Here is a 25,365-nt window from a genome sequence, read left to right on the forward strand (position 1 = left end):
GCTCCGCTCCGCAAAGCCTGAATCTCTCACCCCTCACTCACATTTCTCACCCGATGGAACCTCTTGTAAGCCAAATAGCATTCTCGTCTCTGCGCTCGCTCTCGCCGGAACTCGCTGACGCGATACTCGACCGCACAGGCTCGGAAGAAGCATTCTTCCGTCTGTCTGAGTCGCAGCTATCGGCTGTCATGGGGTTCGCCAACCGCCTCTTCAGCCAAAAAGTCAGAGACGAAGCTCTTGAAAAAGCCCGTAGCGAAGCTGATTTTGTAGAGTCAAACTCCATCCGCGCCATCTATTTCCGCAATCCTGACTATCCGCATCGCCTTCTCCAGTGCGACGACGCCCCGCTGATGCTCTACATGCTGGGCGACTGCGACCTCAACAGCCGACGTGTGGTCTCGATAGTCGGCACCCGCCACGCCACGGCCTACGGCTGCGATTTCACCGAGCGCTTCGTCAGAGAGCTCTCCGATATCATGGCTGAAAAGCCCGTGATTGTGAGCGGTCTGGCCTACGGGATAGACATTGCGGCCCACCGCGCGGCCCTGAAAGCCGGACTGCCGACCATAGCCGTAGTGGCCCACGGACTCAACACGGTCTATCCTCCGGCACATAGGCCGACAGCTGTAGAGATGATACGCAGCGGTGGCGGAATGCTGACCGACTACCCCTCGTCGGCCTCAATCCACAAAGGAAACTTCCTTGCCCGCAACCGCATTGTGGCGGGTCTGGCCGACGCCCTCGTGGTGGCAGAATCGGCCTCAAAAGGAGGCGCACTGGTGACAGCCCGGCTTGCCGCCGGCTACAACCGCGATGTCTTCGCCCTTCCGGGCCGCACCTCCGACCGCTATTCGGCAGGCTGCAACGCCCTTATAGCCGATCATGTAGCCGGACTCGTAAGCTCCGCCGCAGACTTCGCATCGCAGATGCGATGGCCCACAGCCGAAACCGTGCCCATACAGCCATCGCTCTTTCAGGAACTCGCCCCTGAAGAGCAAGCTGTCATCGACCTGCTGACCGACCGCGGCGAGGCCACTCTCAATGATCTGACGGCCCGCATCGACATCCCGACCCCAAGACTCATGGCCATGCTGATAGACCTCGAATTCAGATCGCTCATCCTGGCCATCCCCGGCGGACGCTACCGTCTCCGCTGACCAAACCACTCCTGCCCGGCAAACGTTTATACCTTATAATCATCAACCACCTCTTTCCCCACACCTAAAAACAACTTCATCTATCATGGAAAAGAAAATCATAGCCCCTTCAGAGCTGATCATCAACCCCGACGGCTCAGTGTTTCACCTGCACCTGCGTCCAGAACAGCTGACCGACCGTGTAATTCTCGTAGGCGACCCCGCCCGCGTCAATATGGTAGCTTCGTTCTTTGACACCACAGACTTTGAAGTCTCCTCTCGCGAATTCCACACTATAGGCGGCACTTACAACGGCAAGCCCATCATGTGCCTCTCACACGGCATCGGCCCCGACAACATCGACATTGTAATCAATGAACTCGACGCCCTCGCCAACGTAGACTTCAAGACCCGCGAGGTCAAAGACGAAAAACGCCGTCTGACACTGGTGCGCATCGGCACTTCAGGAGCCCTCCAGCCCGAGCTCAAGCTCGGCACCCCGGTTATTGCCGAAAAAGCCATCGGTTTTGACGGTGTGCTCAACTACTATGCCGGACGCAATGAAGTGGCAGATCTCGATTTCGAACACGCCTTCTGCGAATCAGTGGGCTGGAATCCGCTTTGGGCGAAACCCTACGTGGTCAATGCCGATGAAGAGCTTGTCAACCAGATAGGCCGTGACGACATGGTCCGCGGCAACACCATCTCGGCTGTCGGATTCTACGGTCCGCAGGGTCGCGAGCTCCGTCTGCCTCTGGCCAACCCCGATCTCAACCGCCGCATAGAGGAATTCCGCCACAACGGCCGCAAGGTGACCAACTATGAAATGGAATCGGCTCCTCTCCAGGGCCTCGGACGCCTCATGGGCCACAGAGCAATGACCGTCTGCTCCATCATAGCCAACCGCATGAACAACGATGCCAACCCAAACTACAAGACAGCCGTGCAGGATCTCGTGGCCACCGTCCTCGAACGCATCTGACACTACCGCCACATTATAATATATCATAGATAAACATGTAAGAGCGCCGTAGGTGGAAACTTGAAGTTTCGCCCCTACGGCGCTCTTATATATTATAATGTGGCGGTAGTGTCAGATAAGAATCTGTCGGCCTGGAGGAGATTACTTGTTGAGGTTATAGACCGTGCGACGGATGTAGGGCTTGAGCGCGGGCACTTTCTCGGCAATGGCGTTGACAGCGAGACGCGACACGATGATACCGCCGAGCACATTCAGGTGAGTGTTGTCGATACGTCCGTCAGGAGCGAACTCATAGCCGCCCACGGGCATCCACATGAACAGCGAGCGTGAATTGTCGCGGCCGAGGCCCTGCACGAGCTCATGGGTCAGAGAATTCATGTCGATGAACACCACGCCCATCTCCTCGGCCACATTGCGCGGAGCTATGCGGTAGTCGCCATGAGTGTCAACCAGCGTGTCGCCCTCGGCGGGATAGTTCTCCAGACCCTTCTTCCAGGTCTTCTGGCGGTCGTCGGTCTGAGCAGCGGCAATACCGTTGGCCGGGAAATTGCGGCGCACTATCGAGTTCATAAGAATCGGTGTGGCACCCTTCTCGCGGGCCTCGCTCACAAATTTCTTAAGATTGGCATCGAAGCTTCCGCCGGGCACAGTGTAGCGGTCGAGGCTCTTGGCCTTCTCGTCATTGTGGCCGAACTGGATGATCACATAGTCACCGGGGCGGATCTTCTCGCGCACCTTGTCCCAGCGGCCTTCGTCGATGAAGCTCTTCGAGCTGCGGCCGTTGACGGCGTGGTTGTCGACCTTGATGGCACCTTCGAGATAGATAGGCAGCATCTGGCCCCAGCCGCGTTCCTGGTTTTCCTTGTCGAGAGGCTTGTTGGCCATTGTCGAGTCACCGATCATAAACACTGTGATAGTGTCAGACGGAGCCTGCGCCCAGGCAAGCACCGGAAGAGCTAATGCGATAAACAGTGATGAAATAAGTTTCATGATAATTTAGGTATGATTTGATTGATTTTCTGGTTCCGCAGTAAAACACACCGCAAAGTTAGCCTATTTTCAGGAAAATTCAAGCAGCCTGTCACTTGCTTTTAACCACCGCGGCCTCATCTTCCATCATACGGGCCACATTCAGAGGCGGGATCATCAGACTATTGAACGCCGTACCCTCCGTCTTGCAGAACAGAATCCCGCGCGAGGTTCCGACCGTGTGCACTGCAAGAATTTCAAGCACCGATTTCGGTATCCCGACTCCGTCTTTCCTGACAAAACCGACCCAATCCGATTCATGGATCCGGAACTCACACAGCACTTTGAGTACAAGAATCGTATTGTCCTCATGCGTAAACCTGAAACCGGCCTCACATGCTATCTGCCGGCTCTCCGAAGAATACTGAAACGAAATTTCAGTCAACATATTCATTTCGCCCTGCGGCAGGCTCTCCGAAAGGATTGCAAACTGGCTGACGGCAATCCTTGACATATTAAAACGTACCATCACGCAATCTTATTTGTTGATTTTCGATTTTCGGCAACACCCCAGTCGCAGCTTCCGATTCTGACTGACGATTTGCCGACCACGGGCAGCACTTTCACACTTTGAGCCGAAGCCGGGGCCTTGGCTTCGGGCTTTACAAAAGGTATTGTCCTGAAATAAACGCTGCTCTGCGTCCAGTCTTTCGGCTGCAGATAAGTATTCTCTACCACCTGCTCGGCATAGGCCTTCGGCATAAGCTCGATCCGCGGCACCATATCGCATGCGAGCGCAAGCTCCACAAGTTTCGACAGCTTATGGTCGAAATCTCCGTTGAGAATCTGCGACACATAGCCTTTCGAGACCCCGAGGCGGGCGGCAAACTCGGTCCGAGTCAGATGGTTTTCATCAAGATAACGCTTAATATTATCAAATATCATCAGCTGCACAAGCTGTGTCCAGTAAGCCGATGACTCATATTTATTCTTATTCAGTAATTTCATTTTAATCAATGATTACTTAACATCATCACTACCGGAATCTTTTCCGGCTTCAACTTCATCACTTTCATCCTTGATTGCAATCCTGTCAGGAATATAATTAAAATGCCTGAACACTTTTGCTATGTCCTTATCCTGTCCCTTCTTATACCCGGCAACCACCAGATAATTGTCAGGCTCCTTCTTTATGGCATAAAGCCTCAGATGTTTGGTCTTGAACTCATAGACATCCTTCCTGTCGCGCTTTCCGCCGGTGATATGCCTGTATTTGCTCTGCGGCAGATTGTTGTTATCGACCTTGCCCATTATGGCAAGAAGTTCCGCAAGTTCGTCAATATCGCTCTTTTGCTGTAGCGAATCTATGAATTCCTTACAGAAACAGCGGCCGTTCTTATACAGAAAATAAAATTCATACTTCGGGTTGCCTATGTCATCCAAAGGACACAGATGATATTCGTCCATTAATTCGTCATAATTATTTTTTTTAATTGATAGATTCCCGGACTGTGGTCCGGTTATATTGCCGCCACACATTAATTTATTATATTTTTATCAACACATGGCTGCTCAATTGTTTTCACCTGCAAATATAATCTGTTTTCGTCTGAAAAACAAAAAATAGTCATTAAAAGTTTAGTCAAAACTAAACCGCGCGCTTCTGATCGGGCTGGACTTTCGGTGTCGGTTTATCAAATTGGAGGGAGGAGCAGATGCGGGAATGGGGCTGCATGGGCTCACAGATGGGTGCACAGACGGGTTCGCAGGGGTCCTGCGGGCTGTCAACGAGGGCTAATTTTAACTATATTTAGGCTAATTCCATCTCCATATTTTAACAGTTTGTCATTTTACCGGTCACTTTTTCGATGTTTTTGAGCCATTTTTTCTTACTTTTTCCATTTACAAACCCATTTTAAACAAAAATTGACATAAAATTTGTTTATTAAATTTCAATTTCATATTTTTGCAACTCCAAAGCCAAATCAAGGCGATTAGTTAAAAAGTGTTCTAATCGCGAACATCTGCAAATCCTGCACAATCTATCACTACCCCATATAATCTATCATTATCATTTATATCTGTCTTATTATGAGGAAAAGTCTATTAATGCTGTTAGTCATGATCCTTGTTGGATTCGGGCTGACAAACGCGCAAACCTCTGGTATAGGGGGGGTTACGGGCATTGTCATCTCTGCGGATGACGATGAGCCCGTTGTGGGCGCAAGCGTCATGGTCAAGGGCACCAAAGTTGGAACCTCGACCGACATCGACGGAAAGTTCACAATCGGGAAGCTCCCGGCCGGTGCAAAAACGCTCGTGGTGAGCTACATCGGCATGAAAACAAAGCAGGTGCCCATTGTCAAAGGCACCGAAATGAAAATCTCTCTCGAATCTGACGCCGAGCAGCTCCAGGAAGTAGTGGTGACCGGTATGCAGAAGATGGACAAACGCCTCTTCACCGGTGCGGCCACTAAGATTGACGCCCAGGATGCACGCATCAGCGGTATGGCCGACATCAGCCGAAGCCTCGAAGGCCGCGCTGCAGGTGTCTCTGTCCAGAACGTATCCGGTACTTTCGGTACCGCCCCCAAGATCCGCGTCCGCGGTGCCACATCTATCTACGGTAGCTCCAAGCCCCTCTGGGTGGTCGACGGTGTGATCATGGAAGACGTGATGAATGTTTCTGCCGACGACCTCTCCTCAGGTAACGCCGAAACCCTCATCTCTTCAGCTATCGCAGGCCTCAACGCCGACGACATTGAAAGCTTCGACATCCTCAAGGACGGCTCCGCAACCTCTATCTACGGTGCGCGCGCTATGGCTGGCGTGATCGTTGTGACTACCAAGAAAGGTAAAGCCGGTCGCAACTCCATCAACTACACCGGCGAATTCACCATGCGCCTCAAGCCCAACTACCGCGACTTCAACATCATGAACTCGCAGGACCAGATGAGCGTCTACCAGGAACTCGCCCAGAAAGGCTACCTCAACTATGCTGAAATCGCCAACGCATCGTCAAGCGGTGTCTACGGCAAGATGTATCAGCTCATCAACCAGTACGATCCCGCCACCGGCCGCTTCGGTCTTGAAAACACCGACGAGGCCAAGGCAAACTATCTCCGCGCTGCCGAATACCGCAACACCGACTGGTTTGACCAGCTCTTCTCAAACTCTGTGATGTCAACCCACTCCATCAGCCTCTCTTCAGGTACTGAGAAGGCCCAGCACTATGTGTCGGCATCAGTAATGTATGATCCGGGATGGTACAAGCAGAGCGACGTACAGCGCTACACTGCCAACCTCAACTCCAACTTCAATATCTCTGACAAGGTTTCTTTCAACCTCATCTCCAACGCCTCTTACCGTAAGCAGAAAGCTCCCGGCACACTCGGCAGCGAGATCGATGCCGTGTCTGGCGAAGTGAAGCGCGACTTCGACATCAACCCCTACTCATACTCGATGAACACCTCGCGCACACTCGATGTCAACGAATTCTACACCCGTTCATACGCTCCATTCAACATTCTCCACGAGCTCAAGAACAACTACATGAAGCTCGGTGTTAGTGACTTCCGCCTTACCGGTGTGCTCACCTACAAGCCCATCCGTAAAGTAGAGCTCTCGCTCCTCGGCGGCATGCAGAACACCTCTACCTCGCAGGAACACTTCATCCTCGATGACTCCAACCAGGCCCTGGCATACCGCTGGATGCCTACTGCCGCTATCCGCGATAGAAACCCGCTTCTTTACACAAATCCTGACGATCCCTACGCATTCCCCGTTTCAATCCTCCCCAACGGCGGTATCTACGAACGCGCTGACCGCAGCATGTTCAAGTGGGACATGCGCGCCGCAGCCCGCTACAACGACGTATTCGCTGAAGACCACATCGTCAACCTCTACGCCGGTATGGAGACCAACTCCGTTGACCGCCACTCTACCTGGTTCCGCGGCTGGGGCATGCAGTACAGCATGGGTGAAATCCCCAACTATGCCTATCAGGTATTCAAACGCGGCCAGGAAGAAAACACCGACTACTACACCCTGACCAACACCAGCGAACGCTCGGTAGCCTTCTTCGGCAACGCCACCTATTCTTATAAGGGAAAATACAACCTCAACGGCACCCTCCGCTACGAAGGCACCAACTCACTCGGCAAGAGCCGCTCTTCCCGCTGGCTCCCCACCTGGAACGTGTCAGGATCATGGAACGCCCATGAAGAAGAATGGTTCCACAACTTCAACCCCACATGGAGCCACCTCACTCTCAAGGCTTCTTACTCTCTGACCGGCGACCGTCCCTCTGTCAGCAACGCCTACGCCATAATCAAATCCAAGAATCCCTGGCGCCCCTCTACAGGTGCAAACGAAAGCTCACTCTACGTATCATCTCTCGCCAACAGCGAACTCACATATGAAAAGAAACACGAGCTCAACCTCGGTCTCTCAACCGGTTTCATCGACAACCGCATCAATGTAGAATTCGACTGGTATCGCCGCAACAACTTCGACCTCATCGGTGTCACCAACACCCAGGGCATCGGCGGTGAGATCCAGAAGTTCGGCAACGTTGCCTCTATGCGCTCTCACGGTGTCGAGCTCTCACTCACCACCAAGAACATCGTGACCAAGGACTTCTCCTGGACCACCAACTTCATCTATTCTTACAACAAAAACAAGGTCACTGACCTCAAGACCACAAAGAATGTGATGCAGCTCGTTTCGGGCAGCGGTTTCGCCCAGGAAGGCTACCCCGTGCGCTCGCTCTTCTCAATTCCCTTCATGGGACTTAACGAAGAAGGTCTCCCCACTTTCCTTGACCAGGACGGCAACATCTCGACCACCGGCATCTACTTCCAGACCTCAGACCCCGAAAAGCTCAAATTCCTGAAGTATTCCGGCAGCATCGACCCCACTGATCTCGGTTCGTTCGGCAACATCTTCCGTTACAAGGATTTCACCCTCAACGTCTACATCACCTATTCTTTCGGCAACGTCATCCGTCTCGATCCCGTCTTCTCTGACGAATACACCGACCTGACCGCCACTCCGAAGGAATTCAACAACCGCTGGACAGTGCCCGGCGACGAAAACCGCACCAACATCCCTGTGATCGCCTCAATGCGCCAGAACAAGAATGATTCTCACCTGGACTACGCCTACAACGCCTACAACTACTCGGATGCACGTATCGCCAAGGGCGACTTCATCCGCATGAAGGAAATCTCGCTGGCCTATCAGGTGCCCGCCAAGGTGACAAACGCGCTGCGTCTCTCCAACGCCATGTTGAAGCTCCAGGCAACCAACCTCTTCCTTATCTACGCCGATAAAAAACTCAACGGTCAGGACCCTGAGTTCTTCAACACCGGCGGTGTGGCTGCCCCGACCCCCAAGCAGTTCACTCTGACAGTCAACCTCGGTTTCTAATCCACTCTAAAGAATCAGTAAAATGAACAAATATATAAAATACGCATTCGCGCTTGCTCTGCCGACCGTAGCCCTGTCATCATGCGACGACTACCTCGACACCATGCCCGACAACCGCGCCACCATCAACAGCGAAGACAAGATCAAGAGCCTCCTCGTGTCGGCCTATCCCACTCATGAATTCAGTCTTGTCTGCGAAATGTCATCAGACAACTGCGACGATGCCGGCCCCAACAACCCCTATACAGAACGTTACTGGGACGACGCCTTTGCCTGGAAAGATGAAGTCGAAAACTTCAATGAATCTCTGTCTCGTTACTGGGAAGACTCATACAATTGCATCGCATCAGCCAATGAAGCTCTTGAGGGCATCAAACGCCTTGGAGGTCCAGAGACCACTTCTCTTCAGGGTCTCTATTCGGAAGCTCTTCTCTGCCGTGCCTACAACCACTTCATGCTCGCGCAGCTCTTCTGCATGCCCTGGACTCAGAACGCAGCCCAGGAACTCGGTCTCCCATACATGGAACATCCTGAAACCGAACTCCGTCCGGAATATGAACGAGGCAATCTCGCCGACTTCTATGAAAAGATCGAAGCTGACCTCACAGAAGGGCTCAAATATGTGACCGACTCTCACCTTGACGTCCCCAAATATCACTTCAACCAGAAAGCAGCCTATGCTTTCGCAACTAAATTCTATCTTGCTGTGGAGAAATGGCAGGATGCAGCCGATTGGGCCACAAAATGCGTAGGCTCATCGCCCAGATCACTTCTGCGCGACTATGACACCCAGGCAGCTCTCCCCGTTGACGGCAACAACATCCTTAACGAGCCTCAGGCTGTGGAATACATCAAAATCACCAACTCGTGCAACCTGATGTTCACAACCGCCTATTCAACACTCGGTGTAGTATTCAACCGCGCATACTCCGGATCACGCTACAATCACAATTCCCACATAGCCGAAACCGAGACCTTCCGTGCCCGTCATCCTTTCGGCTCAATGAAGCGTGTCTACGGGATGTATCGCGGCACCAACATCGACAAAGCCCTCCTCCGAAAGGTGCCCTGTCTGTTCGAATACACCGACATTGTTGCCGGAAACGGCTTCTACCACACTGTGGTGCCCGTATTGACCATTGACGAGACCCTTCTTAATCGCGCCGAGGCCTACATCATGCTCAACCGCTACACAGAAGCCGCAGCCGACCTTACACTCTGGGCCCAGAACATAACCACAGGTTGCCCAACCCTCACTCCTGAGAACATAACCAATCTCTATAACTCCGCATCCTATAGCTATTCAGCCGACAATCCTATTGAGGGAACAATCAAGAAGCACCTGAATCCGGCATTCGCCATCGATGCCGAAGGATCGACCCAGGAAGCCATGCTCCAGTGCATGCTCGCATTCCGCCGCATCGAAACCCTCCACTTCGGTTTCCGCTGGTTCGACATCAAGCGCTACGGAATAGAGATTCCCCGACGCACTCTCAATGCCAGTGGTCTTCCTTCGGTTCAGACCGACTTCCTTGCCAAAGACGACAAGCGCCGTGCATTCCAGCTTCCGCTTGAAGTACGCGATGCAGGCCTCGAAGCCAATCCCCGCTAAGCGGTCTTTCAGTAACAGTTCCCCCAAAAACAAACTAATCATTTCTAAAAGATCACAATGATGAAAACCAGAATATTAAGCCTTTTACTGCTTTCCGCCGTAACTTTAGGCTTCACGGCCTGCTCCTCTGACGATCCCGATACAAGCTACTCGGTGATCGAACCCGGAGTGACCGAAAAAAATGATCTCGACCTCTGGATTGAAGCCAACTACCGGAAGCCATACAACATCGACTTCAAATACCGTTACGAAGATATCGAAGGTGACTTCAACTACTACCTCGTACCGGCTCGCTACGAAGATGCCAACACAATGGCCCACCTTGTCAAGCATCTCTGCGTTGAAACCTACAACGAAGTAGCCGGCGTTGACTTCACCCGCCAGTACTTCCCAAAGATGTTCTACACCGTAGGCGAATGGGAATACCAGAACAACGGTACCATCATTCTCGGCACTGCCGAAGGAGGTCTGAAAATCTTCCTTACCGGTCTCAACTATCTGCCGACCTATATGCAGAGCGCAGCTACCCTGAATTACTACTACATCAAGACAATCCACCACGAGTTCACCCACATCCTCAACCAGACAAGGACTATTCCCTCTGATTTCCAGACAATAACCCCTACCGGTTATGTAGCCGACATGTGGAATGAGACCCCCAACTGGCTCCCGCGCGGATTCATCTCCGATTACTCGCAGCACTCTTACATTGAAGACTTTGCAGAAGTAATGTCTGTCTACATCACAAACGACAGCGCTACCTGGGACAATTGGATGACCCAGGCCGGAGCAACCGGATCAGGCCTCATCCAGCAGAAACTCGACATCGTGCGTGATTACATGCTATCTAACTTCGGTATCGATCTCGATGAGCTCCGCGAAGTAGTGCAGCGCCGTCAGAATGAAGTTGTTTCAGGTCTCGTTGACCTGCAGGATCTCACTGTAAAATAATCCATCTTCTAAATGAATCAAACTATGCGACTCAATAAATTATTCATAGCAACTCTGCTTGCATTCTCGACACTGGCCTTCCAGTCCTGTCTGAAAGATCAGGAAGATTTCTTTGACGAATCATCGTCAGAACGTATGCAGGCTGTCCTTGAAAACACCAAGGCCGTACTCACAAGCTCTGACAACGGATGGATCTTCGACTACTATCCTGACCGCAACCTTTCATACGGCGGAATCATCTATGCTCTGAAGTTCGATGACAAAAAAGTATCTGTCCGTTGCGAACTCTCACCAGACATGGAGGAAACCAGCTTCTACAAGCTCAATACCAACAACGGCCCTGTACTCTCGTTCGACTCCTACAACACCCTCATGCACTTCTTCGCCACTCCTTCAAGCGGTGAATATGAAGCTAAAGACGGTGATTTCGAGTTCATGATCATGGACGTGACCGAAGATCGCATCACACTCCGTGGAAACCGCACCGGCAACACCATGTATCTCCACCGTCTCAACGAAGCCCCTGATGCCTTTATTCATGCCGCAGGTAAAATATATGACACCAATGTTGTCCCATCGGCTAATGGTGCTGTAGGCGCTATTGCTCTTACTTGCAAGAATGACATTAATACTCACTACATGGAATTTTTCTGGGGTGAAGACAATAGTCAATCCTCAGGTGAGTACTATCTGTCAACTTCTACCGGAATTCGGTTTAAAAACCCCATAACAATAGAAGGAGCAACAATCTCAGAATTGAATTATGCATATGACGATTCTAATAAATCCGGCACATTTACCGGAGAAGATTCTAACGGCAATCAGATTTCTCTAACCGGTGTTCTGCCTGAAACCTATGCTTTCTTTGATGATTATATCGGTAATTTCTCTTTCAGATATTATTCTGGACTGAGAAGTATCAATGTTAAGATTGATGGAGACAAGATGATAGGTGAATATACTTTGACCGGCTTCAACGATAGATACACAGTCGCAGCTTCTTACAACAAAGCCAATGGCTGTCTTGAAATCAATGCTCAGCTTTTGGGCATCAATGGCAACGAAGCTGTCTGGCTTGCAGCCTGGAGCCTTGGAGGAGGAGGTAGCCTTGCATGGGATTCATCTTATGGTGTATTCGTTATTAAGGATCCTGACAGACCTGGGACATTCACCATTACACCTAATAATGGATCATTAGCAACTGACTCATTCATTTTATGGACTACAGATCTTTCCGGCTCTTCAACAGGTCAACTCTCTGACCCTAACTGGATGATAAATGGCAGTACTCAGCTACCATATCTCAATTCTTTGGTAAAGCTCTAAAACAACTGAACACTTATGAAAAAGATATATAAATCAGTATTGTTCGCTATAATTGCTGCCGCGGGTTTCACCGCGTGCAGCGATTATGAAGCGCCGGACATCACAACCGAATCGGCCATCTCGATCACAGGCCATGAGACATCTTTCCCCGCCTCGGCTTCTACCGGCTCGATCACCTTCGAGGCCAAAGGCCCGGTGACAGTAACCGCCAACAATGAATGGATCACAGCCTCTGTTGATGGCAACCGCATTGACATCGCCGTTGACCAGAACAACGCCTTCTCAGGCCGAAGCGGATCAATCACAGTCAAATGCGGCAACGCTACTGACAACATCTCGATTATCCAGTCAGGCATCATTTTCAAATATGATAAAATCGAGCCGATCAGCATCAACTCTGATGCTTGGACCCAGTCTTATAACGCAGATGCGACAGTACCCATCGAGGTATCTGATGATGCTGACTGGATTAACACTTCGATTGCTGATAACAAAATCACCATCGCAATTGAAGCCAATATGACTTTGATCCCCCGCAGCGCAACCATAACTGTAAAATGCGGTGATTTGGAATACTCCATTCCGGTTGAACAGGAAGAACTGAAATTTCCGCTCTTCAAAATACAGACTCTTCGCGTCAATGACTCGCAAAGCACCAAAACTTATGAGTTTAAAGCTGATATCCCTGTCAAATTTACGACTGAAGCAGACTGGGTTCAGGCTGATTTTGCCAATAACACAGTTTCAATCGCTACAGAAGCCAATACCACAGGTCGCATCCGTAACGCGACACTCAACTATGAAATAGCCGGTGAAGCAGGATCATTAGTTATAGTGCAGGCCGAATTTGACAAAGAGATAGCAGGTGATTTCCACCTCACTTTCTACGATTATTTTAACGAAATGGAGCTTACTATACTCCCGGCCAAACTCTCACGCAACGGAAAAAATTATACCTTGACCGTCACTGACATTTATTTTACTGGACAACCGGTTTTGACCATCCCGGTTGAATACAATGACGAAACTCTGTCAGTCACAATTTCAAGTGGATCAACTTCTATCGGCATGTTCCAGAACTACTATTGCTTCCTCTCGCCGGTAACAATGGGAAGTGATGATATTGCCTTGTATTACACACGCGACCAGAAAATGAACGCAGCCTTTGTTTCTACAGTTTCAAGCGATGGAACAGAAGGCTTGATCGGCCAGTTCGCAAGCGTATCCACCAACAGATTAAATCTTATCGGCTATGGCATCGGATGTTTTTCTTCTAACTCAGAGCTGAGCGATGATACCGCACAAGGCAACCTTGAGATTATGATTAATCCATCTCTCCTCCGCATTTACAGCGCCGAAGATGCAGCCTCTACAGATGCAGCAAAAGCCGCAGCAAGAACTATTAAGCGCAAAGCTGCAAATATCCCCTTTAAGATAAGTCCAGATTCAGCGAAGAAATTTCGCCGAATTGAATTATAATCAGCTTGCCCGCTGAGACAATCTCGGCAACCGGACAAAAAATGGTCCGCTAATCTGACAACAATACAGACAAACAGCAACCATACCTGACCCAAGCCCCGCCCCGACCGACCGGTTATGGCGGGGCTGACTTTTTTCTCTTGAGAACCCTGAGGCCTTCTAATCAGGCTAATCAGGCCAACCCCAAATCTCCCAAAGTCCCCAAACCTTCCAAAACTCCCAAATCTCCCAAACCCACCCTGAAGCCAAATTTTGCAGTCTGCGGGTAAATTCGTAACTTTGTGCCAAATACCTTAAAATTTACCATAACAGTATCGGAACCGATGACTTTCAAAAACTTATTCTATGCAGCGGCTCTCACGTTGCCGCTTTCGGCTCTTTACTCCTGCGGATCTGCCTCAGCCATTGACCGTCAGGCTTTAGTGGAAAGAAACAACCCCCACATCACCGCCATCGACACCCTCGCCTCGCTCTCTGTGGGCAACGGAGAATTCGCCGTGACCGTCGACGTCACCGGCCTCCAGACATTCCCCGAACTCTACAGTAAGGGTGTGCCCCTCGGCACTCAGGCACAGTGGGGATGGCACAGTTTCGCCAACCCTGACAACCTCCGTCCCGAAGAAGCCCTTAAGGACTATGACTTCGGACGCGGCCGCAAAGAACCCTACGCAGTGCAGTTCAAGGAAGCCGGACGCCCCCACGATGCCGCAAACTGGTATCGCGTCAACCCCCACCGCCTCCACCTCGGAGCAATAGGCTTTGCCGGACTTCAGCCCGACCGGATCACCGACATCGACCAGACCCTCGACATGTGGACCGGCGAAATCCGTTCTGACTTCAAGGTCGATGGCTCTCCCGTGGCTGTCCGCACCTACGTCCACCCCGAAAAAGACATGCTCGCCGCCTCGATCAAAGACGAAAAGCATCTGCCCCTGGCAATCCGCCTCCCCTATCCGACCGGCGGACACTGTGACGATGCCTGCAACTGGACCGCCGACTCGCTCCACACCACAGACATTGTCCGCGCCGACGCCAACAGCGCCCTCCTGCGCCACAGCCTCGACTCCACCACCTATTATATAGACCTCGCCTGGAGCGGCAACGCTTCACTCCGTCAGGACGGCCGCAACCAGCTCACGCTCACCCCGGCCGACAACGAGTGGACCGTTACCGCCACCTTCCTCCCCGACGTGCCGCAGGACGCAGCCCCAACCGTAGCCCAGACCCGCGATGCATCCTCGACCTACTGGAAAGACTTCTGGACCAAGGGCGGAGTGGTTGACTTCAGCCACTGCACCGACCCGCGCGCCAAGGAACTCGAACGCCGCGTGGTGCTCTCGCAATACCTCCTCGCCATCCAGTGTGCAGGCTCCACCCCTCCCCAGGAAACCGGCCTCACCTACAACTCATGGTTCGGAAAATTCCACATGGAAATGATCTGGTGGCACCAGGCACAGTTTGCCCTCTACGGCCACGAAGACCTGCTCAACCGTACCCTCCCCTGGTATGAAAGCTCCCAGGGAGTAGCCCGCGAGATAGCCGAGCGCCAAGGCTTCAAAGGTCTCCGCTGGATGAAGATGACCGATCCCTCAGGCATGGAAGCCCCCTCGAAGGTGGGATCTTTCCTCATCTGGCAGCAGCCCCACCTGATCTATCTGGCCGAACTCCTCTACCGCGCCAACCCCGACAGCGCGATGGTCAACCGCTACTATCCCCTCATCCAGGGCACAGCCGAATTCATGGCCGACTTCGCCGAACAGGATTCGACCGGCCGCTACATACTCCGCGGCATCATCCCCGCACAGGAAACCCTCCGCGCAGCCGAAACCGTCAATCCCCCCTTCGAACTGGCCTACTGGCACTTCGCCCTCAACACCGCCCAGCAGTGGCGCGAGCGCAAGGGTGAACCTCGCGTAGAGAAATGGGACGAAATCATAGCATCGCTCTCGCCCCTCGCCGCAAAAGACAGCCTCTATCTCGCCGCCGAGACAGCTCCTGAGACCTACAGCGATATCCGTCTGACCTCCGACCACATGGCCGTGCTCGCCGCCGTAGGCATCCTCCCCAACTCACCCCTGGTGAAAGCCGACATCATGGACAACACCTTTGACTGGGTATATGACAACTGGAACTGGGACAAGACCTGGGGCTGGGACTACCCCACCACAGCAATGAACGCCGTGCGCCTCGGCCATCCCGAAAAGGCTGTCAACGCCCTGCTCATGGACAAGCGCACCAACACCTATCTCCCCAACGGCCACAACTATCAGGACAACCGTCTGCGCTGCTATCTGCCCGGCAACGGCGGCCTGCTCACCGCAGTGGCCCTCATGTGTGCCGGCTGGGACGGCTGCGAGACCGAAAATCCCGGCTTCCCGAAAGACGGCACCTGGGACGTGCGCTGGGAAGGCATCAAGCCCCTCCCCTAAGCCGGATCAAGCGCGTGAAAGCGCCCCGCCCCGCCCAATAAGGAATTATCTTGAATCCACAATCGGAGGGTGCCTCTCTGACGGCACCCTTCAAAACCATCACTTTTGTAAATGAAGTTCACAAAAGCCGCCATGCTGTGCATGGCCCTCACAGCCACGCTTGCCCCTCTCAGGGCAGGCGCGGCATCTAATACACAGATCCGCAAGACCCACTACCGCCCCGATGGAATCTCGGCTGTCTGCACCGACGGACAGACCAAATTCAACCGAGCCCTCTACGGCGCACACTCAGGTTTCCGCATGGAGTGCAGCGACATGCCAAAATTCGGCATCTACCTGCCCCGCATGGGCGGCAACCTCCGTCTGACACTCCCACAGGGCTCATGCACCGCGCGCTACACCCCCGGCCGCATGGACTACTCCCAGGGCGGCATCGAGGTTGAGGCGCAGGTTATGCGCAGCACCGACATGGCTCTCTGGCGCCTGACCAATACAACGGCTTCGGCCGTCACAGTGCCCGTGCGCTTCGGAGGCGTGGCCGACAAGAAATTCTTCCGCGAGGGTGACCTCGGTGTCGACGACCCCACATGCTTCGACCTCAAGCCCGAATACTGCAAGGGCAACATCTTCACCGTTAACGGCGACACCGTCAGAGTGGAATACGGCAACAAACAGCGCGCACAACTCTCGCTGCTCATACCTGCCGCCGGCTCACACATCAGCGAACTCCCGGTCTACGAAGGCGAGATAGTCCTCGCCCCCGGCGAAAGCAAATACATAACCCTGATCCCCTCGCCCGTGATCCCCGCCGGCTTCTCCATCCCCGCCATGATGAAGCAGGCCGAGAGCGAAAGAGCCGCTCTGGCATCGGCAGTCTCCATCTCAACCCCAGATCCCTGGCTCAACCCCATAGGCAGCGCCATGTCAGTGGCCGCTGACGGCATCTGGAGCGGACAGGCATGGCTCCACGGCTCGATTGGATGGCGCACGCCCCACCTCGGATGGCGCGGTGCCTACGTAGGCAACGCCATAGGCCGCCACGACCGCGCCCTCACCCATTTCGCCACCTATGCCGACAATCAGGTTACCGACATCCCCGCCACACTCCAGCATCCCTGCCAGGACAGCACCCTCAACCTCGCGCGGGCTGAAAAACGCTGGGGAACACCCATGTACAGCAACGGCTACATCTGCCGCCGACCGGGAAAGAAAGGCGAAATGTCGCACTACGACATGAATCTCGTCTACATCGATGCCCTCATGCGCCACTTCCGCCACACAGGCGACACCGCAGCCATGCGCCGCTTCTTCCCGGTGATCAAACGCCATCTCGCCTGGGAAAAACTCAACTTCGACCCTGACGGCGACCACCTCTATGACGCCTACTGCTGCATCTGGGCCAGTGACGCTCTCTACTACAGTGGCGGCGCCGTCACCCACTCCTCGGCCTACAACCGCTTCGCCAACCTCATGGCCGCCCGCGTGTCACAGATCATCGGCGAAGACCCGACCCCCTATCTCGATGAAGCCGAAGCCATCGGCAAAGCCATCGACGCCACCCTCTGGATGCCCGAACGCGGCCACTGGGCCGAATTCAAGGATGCCGGAGGCAAACAGCGTCTCCACCCCTCGGCAGCAGTCTGGACCATCTACCATGCCATCGACTCCGAGATCGCCGACCCCTTCCAGGCCTACGCAGCCACCTGCTATGTCGACAGCGTAATCCCCCACATCCCCGTGCTCTCAGACAGCGGAGTCGACAACATCTACACCATCTCCACCACCAACTGGAAACCCTACTCCTGGAGCATCAACAACGTGGCCATCGCCGAAGTGATGCACACCGCCCTCGCCTACTGGCAGGCCGGACGCAGCGAGGAAGCCTGCCGGCTGATGAAAGCCGTGGTGATGGACAACATGTATCTCGGCGCATCGCCCCTCAACTTCGGCCAGATCAGCCACTATGACGCCGTGCGCGGCGAGTCTTACCGCGACTTCGCCGACCCCATCGGAGTCTGGAGCCGCGCCCTCACCGAAGGCCTCTTCGGCATCCGCCCTGACATGACAGCCGCCACTCCCCGTGTAGAGATCATTCCCGGTTTCCCCTCCGACTGGAACTCAGCCTCAATAAATCTCCCAGACATAGCCTACAGCTTCCGCCGCGACGGCGACCGCCTGGTCTACACCATCGACAACCGCTACCGCCTCGCGCCTCAGGTGCTGCTCACAGTGCCGGTCCACGGCGTGCGCTCAGTCAAAGTCAACGGCCGCACCGTAGCCTGGGAAAATGTCGACAGCTCGATAGGCACCCCGCGTCTGCGCATCAACGCCGGCAATGAACCGCAGCTTGAAGTGGTCATCGAGACCGCCGGCGAGCTGACCGCCATCCCTACCGGCCGCGTGCGCGAGGAAGGCCCGGTGAAATTCACCGAGATGGCTGACGGCGTGCTGAAATGGTGGACCGCCGAAATCTCAGCCCACAGGCCATTCACCGCCGTAGCCGCACCCGGATTCGACGATATCAACCCCACCCGCTGCGAGACCGTAGATCTGCGCAAGGCCTACAACGCCTCTGTCACCGACATCTTCCGCAACCGCTACCTCTCGCCGCGTCCGCAGGTGACCACCCTCCAGATCCCCGCGCAGGGCATCGGCGAATGGTGTCACCCGAAACTCACCGCCGAGATCGATGACTCCGGACTCCGCAGCCGCCTGGACCGGGAGAAAGGACGCCTCGTCACCGAACTCGGCATCCCCTTCGCCCTACCGGCCAAAGGCTCAAACGTGATCTACACCTCTCTATGGGACAACTATCCCGACCGCGCCTCCGTGAAACTCAGCGGCAAAGCCTCACATCTCTATCTCGTTATGGCCGGCTCGACAAACCACATGCAGTCAGGCATCGAGAACGGAAAAATCCGCATCCGCTACAAAGACGGCAGCGAAAGCGTCACCCCTTTGGTCAATCCTCACAACTGGGCCCCGATCGAACAGGATTTCTATAACGACAACCACGCTTTCGCCCTCGCTCCCGGAACCAAACCGCTCTACCGCATGCATCTGCAGACCGGCCACGTGGCCCGCGATCTCGCCCGCGAGGTTGGCAAACGCCAGGAGCTTGAAAGCACCGGAGCCGACGGCGACATCGTAGGCACAATTCCCGGCGGAGCCGCCGTGGTGCTTGACATCCCCGCAGATCCGAAACGCAAACTCGAATCACTGGAAATCGAAACCCTCTCAGGCGACGTAGTCATAGGCCTTATGGGCATAACCCTCCAGCGCCCCTGATTCTCTAAACAGACCGCACATGAATCTGAAAAATAAAACCCTCCTTACACTCGGCCTTCTGCTCGGCGCAGGCACCGGATGCCTTAGCGCAACAGAAGTGACCGACTGGTATCCGGTCACCACCGAAAACCGCCCCTTTGTGCGCTGGTGGTGGCTCGGAAGCGCCGTTGACCCCGAAGGTCTCACCTACAACCTCGAAGAGTTTGCCCGCCAGGGCCTTGGAGGAGTCGAGATCACCCCAATCTACGGAGTCAAGGGCAACGAAGCCAATGATATATCCTATCTGTCGCCGAAGTGGATGAACATGCTCGGCCATACCATAGCCGAAGGCAAGCGCCTCGGCCTGCAGATCGACATGAACAACGGCACCGGCTGGCCCTTCGGAGGCCCGGAAGTCACCGCCGCCCAAAGCGCGCGCAAGCGTGTGGCCGAAAGCTGGACCGTAAGCCCAGGCAAGAAGCTCAAAATAACCGTCCGCCCCTCTGACCGAAAGCAGCAGGGAGTGGCCACCCTCCAGCGCATCATAGCAGTCAACGGCGACCGCCGAATCGACATCACCTCGCGCCTGCGCCGTGACTCCCTGCTCGACTGGAAAGCCCCCAAGGCCAAAAGCGACTGGAAAGTCTATGCCATTTTCAGCGGACGCACCTTCCAGAAAGTGAAACGCGCCGCCCCCGGAGGCGAAGGCCTGGTGGTGAACCACTATGACAGCATCGCGGTCAACAGCTATCTCGACCGCTTCGACCGCGCGTTTGCCTCATCAGGCATTCCATACCCCGACAGCTTCTTCAACGACTCCTATGAAGTCTACGGCTCCGACTGGGCCGACAACATCTTCGAGGAATTCGAACGCGACCACGGCTACAAGCTCGAACTCTACCTGCCCGAATTCCTCGACCAGGAGAACCACGACAGCCTCCGCAGCCGAGTGGTGCGCGACTACCGCGCCACCCTCGCCCGAATGCTCCGCGAGAACTTCACCGACGTGTGGATGGCCCGCTCCCACCGCCACGGCGCACGGGTGCGCAACCAGAGTCATGGATCACCGGCCAATATCATCGACCTCTACGCCGCGGTCGACATCCCTGAATGCGAATCCTTCGGACAGACCGACTTCTCTATACCCGGTCTGGTGCAGGACGGCCCCTCGCGTCCGAGCGATTCCGACCCCGCCGTGCTGAAATTCGCATCCTCGGCAGCCCATGTCACCGGCAAGAAACTCACTTCGGCCGAGACTCTCACCTGGCTCACCGAACATTTCCGCACCACTCTGGCCCGCTGCAAGCCCGAACTTGACCAGATGTTCTGTTCAGGCGTGAACCACGTCTATTTCCACGGCGCCCCCTATTCGCCCAAAGGCGCTGCCTTCCCCGGATGGATGTTTTACGCCTCGATCAACATGTCGCCGACCAACAGCATCTGGCGCGATGCCGACGCACTGTTCGCCTACATAGCCCGCTGCCAGGCTTTCCTTTCAGCCGGAACTCCCGACAATGACGTGCTTCTCTACTTCCCGCTTGAAGATGTCTGGCACCGTCAGGGAGGCAATCCATATCTGATGTTTGACATCCACAAGATGCAGCAGCGCATGCCAGACATCAAGCAGCACGTCACCGAAATCATGGCCGCCGGTTACGACCCCGACTACATTTCCGACGCCCTGACCGAGACTCTCACCGTCAGCACAGACGGACGTCTGAAAGGCACAGGCGATGCCACCTACGGCGCTATCATAGTGCCCGCCGTGCGCTTCATGCACCCGGCCACACTGAAAAAGCTGCTGTCACTCGCTCAGGAAGGAGCCACGGTCATTGTCACCGGCTCTCTGCCCGCTGATGTGCCCGGTCTCAGCCGCTACGACCAGCGCCTCGACTCACTCCGGACCCTTCTGCAGGCCGCTCCTGAAATAGGCTCCGTGCCATGCGTCCACTCCGAAGGCAAGGGCCGCATAATCACCGCTCCTGACATAGCCTCCGGACTGAAACTCTCCGGACTGCGCCCCGAAACCCTCCGCTCCGACCGTAACATCTCCATGATACGCCGCCGCAACGAGGCAGGAGGTTTCAACTACTTCCTCGCCAACCTCAAAGGCGACGCCATCGACGGAAAAGTCACCCTGGCCACTTCCGCTGCCGCCGTAGGCATCTTTGATCCGCTCACCGGAGAGTCAGGACTGGCTCAAACCTATGAGTCTGAGCCCGGCACCACAAGCCTGCGCCTGCAGCTACGTCCCGGTCAGTCGATAATGCTGAAAACCTTCGCCGTGAAGCCCGAAATGGCTCCCTGGGGCTACATCGAGCCTGCCGGCAAGCCAGTCAATATCGACCGCGGCTGGAGCATAGTCTTTGAAAACAGCCAGCCGGCCATCAGCGGCACCTTCGCCACTGACACCCTCACCGCATGGACCGATCTGCCCCCAGAGGAAGCCAAAGTAAACTTCGGTACCGCTGTCTACAGCGTAGAGTTCAGCCTCGACAATCCGGCTGAAGCCTCTGACTGGATACTCGACCTCGGCGACGTGCGCCACAGCGCCGAAGTCACCGTCAACGGCCAGGACGCAGGCAAAGTCTGGTCAGCCCCCTTCACCCTCAGCGTGGGCCGTCTGCTCAAGCCTGGGCTGAACCGCCTCGAAGTCCGCGTGACCAACAACCAGGCCAACCGCATAGCCGACTTTGAGCGCCGCGGCATCAAGTGGCGCATCTTCAAAGATGCCAACATCGCCTCGGTGACCAATGCCAAGACATTCTCGTTCGGCGACTGGGAGGAAGTCCCCGCCGGACTCAACTCCACAGTGAGTCTCATACCCGTAAAAATCAACAATTAAACAATAACAATCCAATCACTGCAATTCCATGAAGAAATCCATCATCATCGCACTTGCAATCCTGCTCGGACTCCCCTGCATGGCGGCCGAACAGCTTCCTCCCCGCGAACAGACCCTCAAGACCCTCATAAAGGTCAACGACCACTATCTCAAAAAACATCCCGATCCGTTGCTCGGAATCCCCTACTACTCGCGCAAGAAAGTCTACGAGGCCAACATCTGGACCCGCGCCGTCTACTTCGAAGGCCTGATGGCTCTCCATTCGATCTACCCCGACAACCGTTACTACGACTACGCCTACAATTGGGCCGACGGTTTCGACTGGGGCATGCGCCGCGACGACACCACCACCCGCAACGCCGACAACTACTGCGCCGCACAGACCTACATCGACCTCTATAATCTGACCCCCGAACCCCGTATGCTCACCAAGACCAAAGCCTGCATGAACATGCTCGTCAACACTCCCCAGGTAGACGACTGGACCTGGATCGACGCTATCCAGATGGGTATGCCCGTACTGGCCAAGATGAGCAAACTGACCGGCGACCAGCGCTACAACGAAAAAGCCTGGGACATGTACTGCTGGAGCCGCAACACTCTCGCCGGCGGTCTTTTCAACGAAAAAGAAGGTCTCTGGTGGCGCGACAAAGACTTCGTGCCCCCCTACAAGGAACCCAACGGCAAGAACTGCTACTGGTCACGTGGCAACGGCTGGGTTGTGGCCGCTCTCGTGCGTGTGCTTGACGAGATTCCTGCCGACGATCCCCACCGTGCAGCCTACATCGCCGACCTCAAGGCCATGTGTGAGGCAGCCGTGAAATGTCAGCGCAAAGACGGATTCTGGAACGTGAGCCTCCATGACGAAAGCAACTTCGGCGGCAAGGAGCTGACCGGAACCGCTCTCTTTGTCTACGGCATGGCATGGGGTGTCAACAACGGCATCCTCGACCGCGCCAAATATCTCCCCGTCATCACCAAAGCCTGGAATGCGATGGTCAATGAAGCCGTTCACCCCAACGGCTACCTCGGCTATGTGCAGGGCACCGGCAAAGAGCCAAAAGACGGTCAGCCCGTGGCCTATGACTCCAAGCCCGACTTCGACGACTACGGTACCGGCTGCTTCCTTCTGGCCGGAACCGAAGTCTACAAGCTCAAATAAGTCACAGTTTATAGCATAGATGGCGAGTGGTGTTTCACTACCCTCCCGATAAAACAACCGCTCCATCCGCGCTGTGCACCTTCGGCACTGCGGATGGAGCGGTTGTTTTATCGCGTTCAGAGAACGTCAGAGACACCCTCTTAACGTCATCTTATTTTTCAAGACTGCTGACAATCCAGCCGAGATCCGGATAATGGATGAAGTTTACGGAAACCGAATGGAGATAGTCCTGCGAAGGTACGCCATAGACGTAACCGAAGGTAATCACCCCGGCTTTCACTCCTTGGTGACGAAGCCTTCGGAGTCTGTGGCGACGAAGAGCGGGCGGGCATCGGGGGTGATGGCTTCGATGCGTACGTTGTCAAAGATCACTCCGCGCGTGTGGTTGAGCCAGAAGCCCTGGGCCGGAAGGATGCCCCACATGGTCGACTCCGGATATTCCGCTATTTTCTCGTCAGACGGAGCCGCTACAGCCTTCTGGCCTCCCTTGTGGCGTATGGTGATGTTGCGCAGCTCAATGTCTCTGACCGGATGGCCCTCCACTCCGGTAATCGAGCTTCCGCCGGGACCGGCCTCGTCGATCAGAATGTCGTGGAGACGCACTCCGCTGATCGAACCTACATTTTCAACAGGCACATCCTTGGAATAGGGACGGCGGCGGTCGGCCAGACGTATGAAGATCGGCGACTCGGTGCCGCGGATGGTTATGTCGGCTATATCCACATTGCTCATCGTGCCGCCGTCTACAATCTCAAGCGAGATGGCCGAATGGCCGTGACCTCCGGGAAAGCCGAAGAACTGCGATGACTGGTCGGCCGACGGTTTCACCGTGATGCCCCGGACTATGATATTGCGGAAACCGCCATTGGTCTCGGTGCCGAGTTTTATGGCATTGCAGTGGCTTGAAATCACACAGTTGCTGATCGTGATGTCTTCACAGAGGCGCGGCGAGGTGCTTTTGAGAGTGATCCCGTCATCGTCTGAGTCGGCTATCATGTTGCTGACGGTCACATTGTGGCAACCGTCGAGGTCAAGAGCGTCATTGTTGTAATTGTTGCGGTTGAACACCGTGATGCCGTCGATCCTCACCCTGTCGCAGGCCAGATAGTGCTGCATCCAGCAGCCTGAGTTTCTGAGTGTCACCCCCTCAACGCTCACATCAGAGCAGCAGATGAAACGCAGCAGATGGGGGCGTGTGATTCCCTCGTCGTTCCACGACAGTTTCGGGAAAGCGCTTCCGCGGCCGTCGATGGTGCCCTGGCCGGTGACAGCCACGTGTGACACCCCGTCGGCATAGATCAGCTGGATTGTTGGAGTGACGGTGCGAAGCGAGACATAGCCGGTGGTCACCGGTGTGTAATCCTTTATGTCGGTACTGCCATAGAGCGTGGCGCCGTTTTCAAGATTGAGCGTCACATTGTCACGCAGAAAAATGCTTCCGGTCTTAAACGATCCGGCCGGCACAAGCACCGTTCCGCCACCGGCCTCCGTGCAACTGTCTATGGCTCGCTGGATGGCCTGAGTGCTCAGACGGGTGGTGTCACTCACAGCACCGTAATCCACTATATTATATACTGCGGCCCGGCTCATAAGGCATCCGGCTGCCGCTACTGCAAAAACTACAAATGATCTCTTGGTCAATTTCATGGTCCGGTTAAAACTATATAAGAGGGTGTGACAGGAGAGCCGATTTTCACCCTCCGGCTTTCTGAAAGTGCAAATTTAGAGATTGTTTTCGGTATTTTCACGAAAAAAGCGCTATATTTGTATCTGCTGA

At 54.6% G+C, this 25,365-nt stretch carries 16 protein-coding genes; 11 read left to right on the top strand and 5 right to left on the bottom strand.

What is annotated here, in order from left to right:
* The first annotated feature begins 53 nt into the window (after nt 1-53).
* Nucleotides 54-1,157 carry a DNA-processing protein DprA gene (gene dprA / locus C5O23_RS07510; RefSeq protein ID WP_107032331.1) on the top strand — a complete coding sequence of 368 codons (1,104 nt, stop codon included), beginning with the start codon at nt 54-56 and terminating at the stop codon, nt 1,155-1,157.
* 85 nt (nt 1,158-1,242) lie between these two features.
* Nucleotides 1,243-2,118 carry a nucleoside phosphorylase gene (locus C5O23_RS07515; RefSeq protein ID WP_107032332.1) on the top strand — a complete coding sequence of 292 codons (876 nt, stop codon included), beginning with the start codon at nt 1,243-1,245 and terminating at the stop codon, nt 2,116-2,118.
* 141 nt (nt 2,119-2,259) lie between these two features.
* Here C5O23_RS07515 and C5O23_RS07520 read toward each other — a convergent pair whose 3' ends face one another.
* The 4 genes from C5O23_RS07520 to C5O23_RS07535 all read right to left on the bottom strand — a co-directional run bounded on the left by C5O23_RS07520 (nt 2,260) and on the right by C5O23_RS07535 (nt 4,554).
* Nucleotides 2,260-3,108 carry a rhamnogalacturonan acetylesterase gene (locus tag C5O23_RS07520; RefSeq protein WP_107032333.1) on the bottom strand — a complete coding sequence of 283 codons (849 nt, stop codon included), beginning with the start codon at nt 3,106-3,108 and terminating at the stop codon, nt 2,260-2,262.
* A gap of 91 nt (nt 3,109-3,199) precedes the next feature.
* Nucleotides 3,200-3,616: a hypothetical protein gene (locus C5O23_RS07525; RefSeq protein ID WP_107032334.1), complete on the bottom strand. Its 417-nt coding sequence runs from the start codon at nt 3,614-3,616 to the stop codon at nt 3,200-3,202.
* Entirely contained in the window at nt 3,616-4,095 is a 480-nt protein-coding gene (locus tag C5O23_RS07530; RefSeq protein ID WP_133166523.1) for a helix-turn-helix domain-containing protein, read from the bottom strand. Before C5O23_RS07530 ends, C5O23_RS07525 begins: the two co-directional genes overlap by 1 nt.
* Nucleotides 4,096-4,107: 12 nt before the next feature.
* Nucleotides 4,108-4,554 carry a hypothetical protein gene (locus C5O23_RS07535; protein WP_107032336.1) on the bottom strand — a complete coding sequence of 149 codons (447 nt, stop codon included), beginning with the start codon at nt 4,552-4,554 and terminating at the stop codon, nt 4,108-4,110.
* 624 nt (nt 4,555-5,178) lie between these two features.
* Between C5O23_RS07535 and C5O23_RS07540 the strand changes: the two genes are divergently transcribed.
* From C5O23_RS07540 to C5O23_RS07580, 9 genes are all read left to right on the top strand, one after another.
* Nucleotides 5,179-8,517 (top strand): SusC/RagA family TonB-linked outer membrane protein, encoded by a 3,339-nt coding sequence (locus C5O23_RS07540; protein WP_107032337.1) that lies wholly within the window; start codon nt 5,179-5,181, stop codon nt 8,515-8,517.
* A gap of 22 nt (nt 8,518-8,539) precedes the next feature.
* Nucleotides 8,540-10,129 carry a RagB/SusD family nutrient uptake outer membrane protein gene (locus tag C5O23_RS07545; RefSeq protein WP_107032338.1) on the top strand — a complete coding sequence of 530 codons (1,590 nt, stop codon included), beginning with the start codon at nt 8,540-8,542 and terminating at the stop codon, nt 10,127-10,129.
* A gap of 57 nt (nt 10,130-10,186) precedes the next feature.
* Entirely contained in the window at nt 10,187-11,080 is an 894-nt protein-coding gene (locus C5O23_RS07550) for a zinc-binding metallopeptidase (RefSeq protein ID WP_107032339.1), read from the top strand.
* 24 nt (nt 11,081-11,104) lie between these two features.
* Nucleotides 11,105-12,406 (top strand): DUF4302 domain-containing protein, encoded by a 1,302-nt coding sequence (locus C5O23_RS07555; RefSeq protein WP_161553571.1) that lies wholly within the window; start codon nt 11,105-11,107, stop codon nt 12,404-12,406.
* A gap of 15 nt (nt 12,407-12,421) precedes the next feature.
* Complete coding sequence (locus C5O23_RS07560) at nt 12,422-13,885, top strand: BACON domain-containing protein (protein ID WP_107032341.1); 1,464 nt, start codon at nt 12,422-12,424, stop codon at nt 13,883-13,885.
* A gap of 323 nt (nt 13,886-14,208) precedes the next feature.
* Nucleotides 14,209-16,314, top strand: a complete 2,106-nt coding sequence (locus tag C5O23_RS07565; protein ID WP_107032342.1) for a hypothetical protein — start codon at nt 14,209-14,211, stop codon at nt 16,312-16,314.
* Between the two features lie 111 nt (nt 16,315-16,425).
* Nucleotides 16,426-19,602 carry a DUF4450 domain-containing protein gene (locus tag C5O23_RS07570; protein ID WP_107032343.1) on the top strand — a complete coding sequence of 1,059 codons (3,177 nt, stop codon included), beginning with the start codon at nt 16,426-16,428 and terminating at the stop codon, nt 19,600-19,602.
* Nucleotides 19,603-19,621: 19 nt separating this feature from the next.
* The gene (locus C5O23_RS07575; RefSeq protein WP_240597732.1) at nt 19,622-22,426 is read left to right on the top strand and encodes a glycosyl hydrolase; all 2,805 of its coding nucleotides are present in this window, start codon (nt 19,622-19,624) and stop codon (nt 22,424-22,426) included.
* A gap of 28 nt (nt 22,427-22,454) precedes the next feature.
* Complete coding sequence (locus C5O23_RS07580) at nt 22,455-23,588, top strand: glycoside hydrolase family 88/105 protein (RefSeq protein ID WP_107032344.1); 1,134 nt, start codon at nt 22,455-22,457, stop codon at nt 23,586-23,588.
* Between the two features lie 276 nt (nt 23,589-23,864).
* On the opposite strand, the gene C5O23_RS07585 is transcribed toward C5O23_RS07580, so the two are convergent.
* On the bottom strand, nt 23,865-25,235 hold the full coding sequence (locus C5O23_RS07585) for a glycoside hydrolase family 28 protein (protein ID WP_107032345.1): 1,371 nt from the start codon (nt 25,233-25,235) through the stop codon (nt 23,865-23,867).
* Nucleotides 25,236-25,365 lie beyond the last annotated feature (130 nt).

This window comes from Duncaniella muris, from assembly GCF_003024805.1.
Lineage (GTDB): Bacteria > Bacteroidota > Bacteroidia > Bacteroidales > Muribaculaceae > Duncaniella > Duncaniella muris.

Coding starts and splice junctions, on each gene's coding strand:
- C5O23_RS07565 (WP_107032342.1), top strand. CDS start 14,209: ATGACTTTCAAAAACTTATTCTATGCAGCGGCTCTCACGTTGCCGCTT.
- C5O23_RS07550 (WP_107032339.1), top strand. CDS start 10,187: ATGATGAAAACCAGAATATTAAGCCTTTTACTGCTTTCCGCCGTAACT.
- C5O23_RS07530 (WP_133166523.1), bottom strand. CDS start 4,095: ATGAAATTACTGAATAAGAATAAATATGAGTCATCGGCTTACTGGACA.
- C5O23_RS07560 (WP_107032341.1), top strand. CDS start 12,422: ATGAAAAAGATATATAAATCAGTATTGTTCGCTATAATTGCTGCCGCG.
- C5O23_RS07520 (WP_107032333.1), bottom strand. CDS start 3,108: ATGAAACTTATTTCATCACTGTTTATCGCATTAGCTCTTCCGGTGCTT.
- C5O23_RS07580 (WP_107032344.1), top strand. CDS start 22,455: ATGAAGAAATCCATCATCATCGCACTTGCAATCCTGCTCGGACTCCCC.
- C5O23_RS07575 (WP_240597732.1), top strand. CDS start 19,622: ATGAATCTGAAAAATAAAACCCTCCTTACACTCGGCCTTCTGCTCGGC.
- dprA (WP_107032331.1), top strand. CDS start 54: ATGGAACCTCTTGTAAGCCAAATAGCATTCTCGTCTCTGCGCTCGCTC.
- C5O23_RS07585 (WP_107032345.1), bottom strand. CDS start 25,235: ATGAAATTGACCAAGAGATCATTTGTAGTTTTTGCAGTAGCGGCAGCC.
- C5O23_RS07570 (WP_107032343.1), top strand. CDS start 16,426: ATGAAGTTCACAAAAGCCGCCATGCTGTGCATGGCCCTCACAGCCACG.
- C5O23_RS07545 (WP_107032338.1), top strand. CDS start 8,540: ATGAACAAATATATAAAATACGCATTCGCGCTTGCTCTGCCGACCGTA.
- C5O23_RS07540 (WP_107032337.1), top strand. CDS start 5,179: ATGAGGAAAAGTCTATTAATGCTGTTAGTCATGATCCTTGTTGGATTC.
- C5O23_RS07515 (WP_107032332.1), top strand. CDS start 1,243: ATGGAAAAGAAAATCATAGCCCCTTCAGAGCTGATCATCAACCCCGAC.
- C5O23_RS07535 (WP_107032336.1), bottom strand. CDS start 4,554: ATGGACGAATATCATCTGTGTCCTTTGGATGACATAGGCAACCCGAAG.
- C5O23_RS07525 (WP_107032334.1), bottom strand. CDS start 3,616: ATGGTACGTTTTAATATGTCAAGGATTGCCGTCAGCCAGTTTGCAATC.
- C5O23_RS07555 (WP_161553571.1), top strand. CDS start 11,105: ATGCGACTCAATAAATTATTCATAGCAACTCTGCTTGCATTCTCGACA.